At 69.0% G+C, this 9,545-nt stretch carries 7 protein-coding genes and 1 tRNA gene; 3 read left to right on the top strand and 5 right to left on the bottom strand.

Translation table 11 applies throughout. The features are described from left to right. Positions 1-458 precede the first annotated feature (458 nt). From AB0959_RS48450 to AB0959_RS48435, 4 genes are all read right to left on the bottom strand, one after another. On the bottom strand, positions 459-1,409 hold the full coding sequence (locus tag AB0959_RS48450) for a MerR family transcriptional regulator (protein ID WP_366833357.1): 951 nt from the start codon (positions 1,407-1,409) through the stop codon (positions 459-461). A 270-nt stretch (positions 1,410-1,679) separates the two neighbouring features. Further along, positions 1,680-2,462, bottom strand: coding sequence for an aminoglycoside phosphotransferase family protein (locus AB0959_RS48445; protein WP_366833356.1), 783 nt, complete (start codon positions 2,460-2,462; stop codon positions 1,680-1,682). 606 nt (positions 2,463-3,068) lie between these two features. Continuing rightward, a tRNA-Val gene (locus AB0959_RS48440) sits at positions 3,069-3,140 on the bottom strand. Between the two features lie 67 nt (positions 3,141-3,207). Next, positions 3,208-4,785, bottom strand: a complete 1,578-nt coding sequence (locus AB0959_RS48435) for an IS200/IS605 family accessory protein TnpB-related protein (RefSeq protein ID WP_366833362.1) — start codon at positions 4,783-4,785, stop codon at positions 3,208-3,210. A 431-nt stretch (positions 4,786-5,216) separates the two neighbouring features. Between AB0959_RS48435 and AB0959_RS48430 the strand changes: the two genes are divergently transcribed. The 3 genes from AB0959_RS48430 to AB0959_RS48420 all read left to right on the top strand — a co-directional run bounded on the left by AB0959_RS48430 (position 5,217) and on the right by AB0959_RS48420 (position 8,297). After that, positions 5,217-6,032, top strand: a complete 816-nt coding sequence (locus AB0959_RS48430; protein ID WP_366833355.1) for a DUF4097 family beta strand repeat-containing protein — start codon at positions 5,217-5,219, stop codon at positions 6,030-6,032. Positions 6,033-6,106: 74 nt separating this feature from the next. After that, on the top strand, positions 6,107-7,576 hold the full coding sequence (locus AB0959_RS48425; protein ID WP_366833354.1) for a hypothetical protein: 1,470 nt from the start codon (positions 6,107-6,109) through the stop codon (positions 7,574-7,576). Between the two features lie 109 nt (positions 7,577-7,685). Beyond that, the gene (locus AB0959_RS48420; RefSeq protein ID WP_366833353.1) at positions 7,686-8,297 is read left to right on the top strand and encodes a DUF4383 domain-containing protein; all 612 of its coding nucleotides are present in this window, start codon (positions 7,686-7,688) and stop codon (positions 8,295-8,297) included. A gap of 1 nt (position 8,298) precedes the next feature. On the opposite strand, the gene AB0959_RS48415 is transcribed toward AB0959_RS48420, so the two are convergent. Continuing rightward, complete coding sequence (locus AB0959_RS48415) at positions 8,299-9,456, bottom strand: amidase domain-containing protein (RefSeq protein ID WP_366833352.1); 1,158 nt, start codon at positions 9,454-9,456, stop codon at positions 8,299-8,301. Positions 9,457-9,545: the final 89 nt, after the last annotated feature.

The following is a 9,545-nucleotide window of genomic DNA, read 5'->3' as shown; positions in this document are numbered from 1 at the left end:
GGGGGGGGCAAAGGCGAGCACTCGCAAGGCGCATCCGCGCCGGGCCGGCTCGCCCCGAGGGGCCGCAGGCCACCGCCGGGCGACCCATCCTCTCTCCTAATTAGACCGTGTCCTACGTGGTGAGACGGACGAGCGTTTGTTCAACCGAGACAGGACATGGGTGCACAGAGCTGTGTCCTGTCTCGGGGTGCCTGCTGCGTGCCCTCTCTAGTCGCTCCGTCAGTTCCTGCACCCGACAGCCTTCGCATTGCTGCGGGCCCAACTTGCAACTACCGCTCCGATGACGACGGCGACAACGTAGACGGTAACGCCGGCCGCGAATTCGCCTGGCAGCCAGCCGAGTAGGCCGACGTTGTTGTGGTCGACGAGCTGGCGGATTGCTCCCTACCCCCCAAGGACCAGGAGTGTCATACCGAGGATCTGTAAGACGTCGTACTTCACGTGATGCCCCCCGGAGCTCAAGACGTCGCTGCCGTAGCAGAAGCACTGCGGAGGGCGGTGGTGAACCAGGTGTAAACGGGAGCGAGTGAGGGCGATGCAGGCCATCCATTGATCGTCGCCAGGAGCTGCCAGTAGCGCTCGGTTTGTGGGTCGGCGGTTGCCTGCAGGCGGGCGAGGAGCCAGCGGCGAAGGTCGCCGTCGCCGGCCCTCTCGAATGCGTGGCCGTAGAGGCCGCCCAGTGAGTCGGCGAGGGGTGCGGTTTTGGCGGAGGCCGGGAGGACGCCGGCGGACGCGGCTTCGTCGATTCGCTCACGCATCGCTTGGTTGAGATCATCATGCAAGCCGCTGACGTCCCGTCGGGAAGGCTCTTGCGCTTGGTCCTCAGCTATGCGGCGTACCGTGGTACGGAAGTCTTCGTTCTGGCAGAGTTCGGCGAGTTCTCCCCAGGATTCGACCTGATCGGGGGTTGGATCGTCGGGGAGTTCGGGCATTGCGGATCGCATGAGGGTCACGAACTCGGGGTTGGCGTCGCAGTCCCGGAAGGCGTCGTCGATGAAGTTGGCTACCAGTCGGCGTTGTTCGGCCTGCGAGAGCGTGGCGAGTCGGTGCATGAGGTCCATCTCCATGGTGGTGGGGCCGTGTCTGGCGACAGCTCGTAGTACTGCCCGTCGCAGGCGGAGAGCCTGGATCTGTACGTCCAAGGCGTCAGCATGTGCTTCCGCGACTTCCGGTATGGATGTCTCCCGGTCCAGCACCTTGCGCACGGTTGCCAAGTCGAGCCCGAGATCGCGCAGCGTGCGGGCCAACTCCAGGCGTGCGAGTGCCTCGGAGCCGTACAGCCGGTAGCCCGCTGGACTCCGGTCGGTTGGCGGGACGATGCCCTGGTCGGAGTAGTACCGGATGGTCTTCACCGTCAGGCCGGTCCGGCGGGATAATTCTCCGATGGAATAGAGCGCGTCGCTGTCCATGACCCCAGCTTGCTGTCTCCCTCCAGGGGAGACTCAACCGAGACCCGAACTTGTTGTGGGGCTGCTCGCAGGACTTGACCTCAGCGGGCTCCGGCAAAAGTTTTCCCGTGCTCACCCGCCTCGACGCGCTGGCGGGACGGCACTGGCTCAGCCATTGGCCGGCCGCCCTCGCGTGGATACCGCCGTGCGGACTGGACGGCATCGTCGCCTTCGGTGTCGCCCTGGCCGGTAGGAGCGCCCTCTGGGGAGCGACGAGCGGACGGAAGTGCCTCAGCCGGCGAGCAAGGCGTGCATCCACTGGTCTTCGCGCTGTTCGATGTATTCGGCGTCGCTTCGCCAGGCGTCGCCGTGGCCCGCGGTCCACAGAGTTGCCCAGGGCTGGACACCCTGGGCGGCCTGTTCGCGCAGGAAGTCGTGCATGGAACGCGTACGGCGCCCCAGCAGTGGGACCAGCCGACGGCGTTCGGCTTCATCGAGGCCGTAGGCGTTGGCGAAGACTCGCAGTCGGTCTCCCGCGTCGCCGCGTTGCCAGTCAGGATGCGCGGACAACGGGATGAAACCGTGCATGGCATACGCGACGTCCCACAGGCGGGAACCGGGGCCGGCGGTGTCCCAGTCGATGAAGGCCCACCGGGACTCGTCTGCGACCACAAGGTTCCATGGGGCCAGATCGTGATGGGCGATGATGTCGCCGCCTTCGGCGGGGATCAGCATCTGCCAGTGCGCGTCGGGTGGTGGCGTGAAGTCCTGCACTGCATCGTGGAAGTCCCGGATCAGTCGCGCCACACGAGCCAGTTGCCGAGCGGGTTCCAGCAGAGAGAAACGGTCGGGCCAGACCACATGCCCCGGCACAAAGGTCAGGATCTCGCGCCCCTGGTCGTCGATGCCCAAAGGACGAGGCGCCGCACGGAATCCCACCTCGTTCAGGTGGGTGAGTAAGGCGTGCACTGCGGGAGTCCACGGTCCGGCCGGACGGCGGACAGTATCTCCGACTCGAACGACACCATCGCTGACGTTGCCACCGGACAACGGCTGTCCTTCATCATGCTGCACCGAACCAGTGTGTCTGATCAGGCCGCCATGATCACCCCGTTAATGGGGAGCACCAAGGAGGTGTAGAGGTTAAAGGACAAGCTCAGCTCGTCGTTTAACCTCGTCTCCGTTGGGAGTGGGGATGGAGCAGGCGGTTTTCGATTCTGTCAGGTACTCCGCGGTGTGTCAGGACTGCGGGGCGGAGTTGAGACTCAAGCCCTTGTCGACGGCCGGCTTGCGGTGGGTGGCGGATGTGCGTGCCCGCTTCGCAGCGGCGGGCGAGGACGCATGTGCGTCGTGTCACCATTTTATTTCGCACCGTAATGAAGACTGCGCCCCCACCTACCACTCTTAACGCATAGGGGGGCCGGTGTACGTCTGCCCACCGGAAATCGTCATCCTTCGCAAGTGGGAGGTCCTGGTTTGAACGAACGGCCTCCGCCAGACTCCGCGGCGGGGGTGGTCGCCCGCAGGCCGGATCTCCACATCCGGGCTCCACAGATGATCATGAGCCGCTGTCACTCGCGCGAGTGCGACCTGTGGGATGTGGACTCGATGTGGACTCCGGTCACAGGAACGGCCTCCCGAGAATCTCCGAGAGGCCACTGACCTGCTACCTAAGTCCTGTGGGCACGGACGGTTTCGAACCGCCGACATCCTGCTTGTAAGGCAGGCGCTCTACCGCTGAGCTACGCGCCCGGACGAGTCGACAGCCTACCTTGCCTGATGGCATGCGCCGCAAACCCGTATCCGGGAATAGCCGTTTCTAACTGAGTGGGAGTGCGTCCTGATGCCATAACCCATGCTCAGCCGCGTGCCCCCAACGGTGTCGGGCACGCTGGTCACCCACGTTCGCTCCACTACCGGGCGGCACGACTCGCGATCGTGGTCCGGGCAGGTGGGGGCGGGTTTCCTCACGTCCTCGGGTATCCGACCAGGCCTGGCCGGTCCGATGCCCCACACGATCACTCCGGTCGTGTGGGGGCGGTGCCGTCCGTCGCCGGATCGGATACCCAAGGGCGCGTCGCCCGATCGCGATGCTCGCCGCATCGTGCCGGGACACTTGACGGGTGGAGGTGGTCAGTGGCTGCTGCCAGTGCCGAGCACCCCACCGAGAGGTATAAGCCGGATCCACCGCGACCAGCGCGATGCCCTGCTCGGCGGCCATCGCCACCAACCGGGCCTTGAGCTTGGCGGTGGGGAAGCGGGAGATCAGGCGTCGGAAGCGCTTGTTGCGGCCATGCTTTTCGCGGCTGGCGCCGTCGCTGAAGTCGAGGTCCTCGATCGCGATCGCCGCTGCCCCGCACCGGCGGGTGTGGTGCAGCAGCCGAGTGAGCGCGTGCCGGAGCTGGGCGTCCCTGCGCGTGGTGCTGCCCGAGAGATCGTAGAAGAAGCGTCGGGGTTCGCCGACCGGGTTGCCATGGACGTCCAGGTGCCAGGCGGCGAGGTGGCCGTCATTCATGTCCACCGCCACCACGCCCCTGGTGAGGACTGCTTCTATCGGCACAACCGAAGCGGGCGTGCGCTGCCAGGAGGCTGTCACGTACCAACGACCGCGCAGAGCGTCGTGGTGGATGCGGTAGGCCACCGCCCGGTTGTCTGTGATCCGGTCCAGCCACTCCTCGCTGCGGTGCTTGAACACAGCGGTGGCGTCCAGCAGGTAGCGGCCGTGCGGGGCGTTGGCCAGATGTGCCAACTCGGCCGGAAGCTTGATCGAGATTTGCCCAGTGCCGACGATACGGATCGTCTCGTTGCCCAAGCGCTTGCCGGACTCTCCGTCAGCGGCCAGGAACATCCGCGACGCCTGCCACCGCTCCCGCCACCCGCACTCGTCCAGCCCGGCCTCATCCAAGTGGTGGCGCAGATGGGCGAGCTTCTTGCCGCCGCGCACCACGCGTACCCCGCCCGCGACCCAGTCCTCCTCCAGCCTGACCAGCCGGGTCTTCAACGTGTACAGGCGGCGGGACTTGGCATGCCACTCCGTCCGAGAGCCGTAGCCCCGAGGCAGCCCCTCGTGCTTGTTCGCCTTGGCACGCAGCGGACGGGCCAGCCGAGCCTCGATCGCGGCGGTCTGCCCGCGCAGCCATGCCATCTGCACCATCTGGCCGCGCCGGGCCAGCGCCCACTGGTCGTGTGTGGCCTTGGTGATGCTGCCCGCCCACCGCGCCGACGAGACACCGGACAGTTCCCGCTTGCGGACTGCCCATGCGTCCGTGTCATGTGTCAGTCGCTGTCGGGAGCGCACCGCGAGATCCCGTGAAGCCAGAGAGCCGAGGAACGCACCGACCTCCCGCAACACCGCCGCATCTGTCTTTGACACCCGCAGCCGGGCCCGGATCGCCATCCCCGACGGGGCGGGCACCACAAACGGCGCCGCCGCCTGTCGCAGCCCGCCCACCCATCACCCCCGCGTCGAAGATCCGTCACCCATCCAACGACCCTCGATCCCAAAGGTCACGCATTCGATACAAGAACTCCTCTTCTGCAATTGCAGCCCACCTCGGCTCCAGTAGCGGTCCGGATCCCCCTCGGCGCGCCCGCTCCGTGCGGTCGCACTCAGCGTTTTTTCGCGGTTCTCCTGCGGGCTTCGGACCGCGCGGGCCGGACCGGAGACTCGAAGCTACGGTTATCCCTACCTCTGATCCGGGAGGTGCCCGGATCCCCCACGGCCCGCCCGGTCCATACGGTCTGAGTACGCCGCAGAAGCACGGCGTCGCCGTCGAAAACGTCGTCGTCGAAACCGGACCTCGGGGTCCAGGGCAGCAGGGGGAGATCATGGCTCGTACAGCGCGTGGCCGGGCGGTGGCCGTCAGTGGGGCCGTCGTGGCGCTCATGGCGACCGCCGTCGCGTGCTCGAGTCCCGGGGACGACAAGGATCCGGAGCACCGCTCGTTCGCCCTCCAGGGCCGTACGCTCACCATCGACTCGGACGACTCCGCGCTGGAGCTCGTCCCGGCGGACGTGGACCGGGTCGAGGTGACCCGGTGGTTCTCGGGGAGCGTGGTGGTGGGCGGGGACCCGCGGGTGACCTGGGAGATGAAGGGCGACCGGCTGAAGCTGCGCATGAAGTGCTCGGGCTTCGTGGCGGACTGCTCGGCCAAGCACCGTATCGAGGTGCCGCGCGGGGTCGCCGTCACCGTGGAGGACGGGGACGGCGGCATCACCGCCAAGGGGTTCAAGGCGGCCTTGGACATCCGCGCGGGAGACGGTTCCGTGCGGGTCGCGGACTCCACCGGGCCGCTGAAGGTGCGCACCGGCGACGGGTCCGTGCGGGTGTCGGACACCACCGGAGGGCTGGACCTGCACACCGGCGACGGCTCCGTGCGGGCGTCCGGCATCGAGTCGCGCGAGGTCAGGGCCTCCAGCGGGGACGGCTCGGTCAGGCTCGAACTCGACGTCGTACCGGACCTGGTGGACACGAGCAGCGGGGACGGCTCCATCTCCATCGGGCTGCCCCGCGAGAAGTACCGCGTGACGACCGAGACCGGCGACGGTTCCGTGGACGTGTCCGTGCCCCGGGACGAGTCCAGCGACCATGTCGTCGCGGCCCGGACCAAGGACGGCTCGGTCACCGTGCGGACGCTGAACTGAACGGCCCGTGTGTTCGTCCTTGCAGGGTGGGAGAATGACACCTGGCAGGGCGGATCACAGCACGGGAGAGGGATGTGACGGCGACACCTTCGCGGCCGGACACACCGTTTGCGCCACGCGCGCAGCACCCAGCGTGTCTCCGCCAGGGGAGGCCGTCCGGCGGCGCTCCCGACGTATCTCCTGACACCCGGAATGACACCCGGAATGACACCCGGAACCACCCCCGCGCCCGCGATCTGCTGACCCTCATGGCGCTCCCGGTCGTCGCCGCCCTCGCCCTGCCCGCGGCCTTCGCGAGCGGTGGTACGCGGCGGTGGTTCGGAGGACGGGCGGAGAGCCAGCGGGCGGAGGCGCAGGCCGCGAAGGACGCCGCGGCGGCCGCGTTCTACGAGCTCGACACCGCCCAGCGGGACCTGCGGATCTCGATAGAGACCATCACGGCCGTCGACGACTCCCCCGCCGCCCGCAGGGCCGTGTCGGACTTCGACGCGCTGGGGCGGCGCATCGACGAGGTCAGCCACCAGTACATCAACGCCGTGGACGCCCATGACCTCGACCGGGACGACCTGGAGGCCTCGGTCGCCACGCGCGCCCGGGCCGAGCTCACCGCCGCCAAGGACGAGCTGACCCGGGTCAAGGAGGAGCTGGACCGCTTCACCGACGGGCTCGGCCCGCTGCTCGGCAAGGCCGAGACCCAGCTGGCCCGGCTCGCCCCGGCGGTGGAGCGCGCCCGCCAGGCCCTGCTCGCCGCCACCAACGCCCTGGACGGCGTGCGGAGTTCGGGGCTCAAGGCCGACGACCTCGCCGCCCGGCTGGCCGCCCTCGGCCCCGAGCTGACCAGACTCAACCAGGGCGCAGGTCAGCACGGCGTACCGCAGACGCTGGAGCGCGCCGAGCGGGTCGCGCGGGACGCCGAGGCGGTGCGCGCGGAGGCCGAGCGGCTGCCGGAGCGGGCCGCCGAGATCGACCACCGGCTGGTGTCGCTGCGTACGCGGGCGGAGGCGCTGCGCACCCGCTCCGGGCAGGTGGAGCCGGTGCTGAGCGAGCTGCGACGGCGGTTCTCGGCCGCGTGCTGGCAGGACCTCCAGCACGTGCCGGAGCAGGCGGCGGACAGCGTGGCGCAGGCCGAGCTGAAGCTGCGCGAGGCGCGGGTCGCGCGGGACGAGCAGCGCTGGCCGGACGCCACCTCGCTGCTGTCGACGGTACGGGCGCTGCTGAACGGCACGGACGAGGCGGTCTCGGCGGCCGGCGACCGTCTGCGGCGGCTGAACGCCGTGCAGAAGGACCCGCAGGCGGAGATCGACCGCACGCGGTTCGCGATCCGTGACGCCCAGCGCCTGGCCATGGCGGGTCGCTCGACGCCCGACCCCCGGCACGCCCGCCCGCTGGACGACTCGGTCGGCCGTCTGGACCGCGCGGTCGCCACGCTGGAGGGACGGCACCCCGACTACTGGCACTTCCTGACGGAGACCGAGGCCGTCCGGGCGACGGTGGCGCGGACGGTGTCCCAGATCCGCGAGGACCGGGGCTCGGGCGGCGTGTGAGGCGGGTGCGTCGTCCTGTGGCCGCGAGGGGCGCCGTTGGCGCCACGGCGCCCGCGGGCGGATATTGAGAAGGTACGCACGGCCTCCGCCGAGACCCGAGGGAGGCGCCATGGCCACGCACGTGCGCCAGGATCCCAGTCGGCGCATCCGGTTCGACGAGCACCTGCCGGTGGACCACCGGCTCAACACGGTCTACCGGATAGGCGCGGGCCTCATGGGGCTCGTCCTGCTGGCCTTCGGCATTCTGGGCCTGATCGACGAGGTCGGCTACTTCGACACCCGGGGGGACACGGTCGGCGGGCTCAACACGAACGGCACGCTCAGCGTCCTGTCCATCTGTGTCGGCCTCCTGCTGTTCGCGGGCATGGTGATCGGCGGCAACTTCGCGTCGACGCTCAACATGGTGTTCGGGGTCCTGTTCATCCTCAGCGGCTTCGTGAACCTGGGCCTGCTGGACACGGACTCCAACTTCCTCGCCTTCCGCATCCAGAACGTCATGTTCAGCTTCATCTACGGCGTGCTGCTGATGACCTTCGGGATGTACGGGCGGGTGGGGACGGCCCTGCCGCACGACAGCCCGTACTGGCGGGCCCGCCATCCGGAGCAGGCGGAACGGGAGGCGAGGCAGGCGGACCGGACACGGCGCGCGGAGGGAGCCGGCGCCCTCCCCCAGGGGTCACGCGGAGCCCAGGGGCCCCGGGGAGAGGACGCCGGCCGGTGACTCAGGTGCGGTAGGCGTAGTACGCCGCGGTCGGGTAGGAGGCGATCACGCTCGCCACCGACCGGCGGTAGGTGTCGGCGTCGTGGTAGGTCAGGTACGGGACGCCGCTGGAGCTGCGGTAGGTCGTCATCATGGAGTGGTCCTTGGACCCGTCCTTGTTGAAGTCCACCTGCATCACGTCGCCGACGTCCATCTGGTAGACGTTCGCGAGCGCCGTGGTCCGCTTGGCGGTCTGCGTGAACCATGACCACTCGTTGACGCCGATCCAGGCGTCGGCCGTGCCGTTCGACGCGTAGTACCAGGTGTCGTACTCCTCGGGCGTGACCGTGGAGATCTGCTTCCAGCCGCCGGCCAGCAGGCCCTGGCTGAGGTAGTTGGTGCAGTCCCCGCCGAGCGAGTTGTACTTGCGGTAGGCCGGGTTGTAGTCCTTCCAGTACTTCTCGCTGTAGGTCGCCATCGCCGCGTAGTTGTACGTGCCGCCGGTGAGCTTCTTGGGGTTGGCGGGCGCGGGGAGGGTCGTGGCGGCCTTGGGGGCCTGGATGACGGCGAACGGCGTGATGGTGGGCCTGCCCTGCCCGGTGGTCGCGGCAGGCTCGTTGATCTGCCGGGGGCCCTTGTCCGTCGACTTCATGCCCGACAGCTGCCAGGTGCCGTCCGCCTGGGCGGTGAAGGTGAGTTCGTGGTGCGCCCGGAAGCCGGTCGTGGCGGGCTCGTCGCCGCGGATCTTCTCGTAGGTGAGGGTCGTGGTCTCGGTGACCCGGACCGTGGCCTTCTTGCCGCTCACCCGGGTGCTGTTCACGGTGACGTCGGTGTCGGCGTCGCTGTAGGCCTCGCCCAGCGCGGCGAGGCGGGACCGCGTGTCGCGCAGGGCGGTGACCGCGGTGCCCTCCGTCCGGCCGAGGGCGGCCGACAGGCGCGTGCCGCCGGTCGCCTTCAGGGCCGTGCGGGGGGCCTGGCCCTGGTCGACGAGAGCGGCGGTGCGGTCGGTGAGCACGGCGTCCGCCACGCGGCCGAAGGTGCCGGTGGTCGCGCTGGTGACGCGGGGGGCCTGGGACGCGGGCGCGTCGGCCGCGTGGGCGGCGGACAGGGGGAGCAGGGCGGTGGAGAGGGTCACCGCCGCCAGGGCCGAGCAGCGGCGGCTGAACGTCCTTGATTTCACTGGGAGTTCTCCTTGACCCCGGGGGTGGTCGATGCCCGGGGACGGAATCTTTACATGTCCTACTCAACAACTCCACACCAGGGGTCTCC

It is taken from the genome of Streptomyces sp. NPDC046862, assembly GCF_040704615.1.
GTDB lineage: Bacteria > Actinomycetota > Actinomycetes > Streptomycetales > Streptomycetaceae > Streptomyces.
This window is presented reverse-complemented; position numbering and strand designations above follow the sequence as displayed.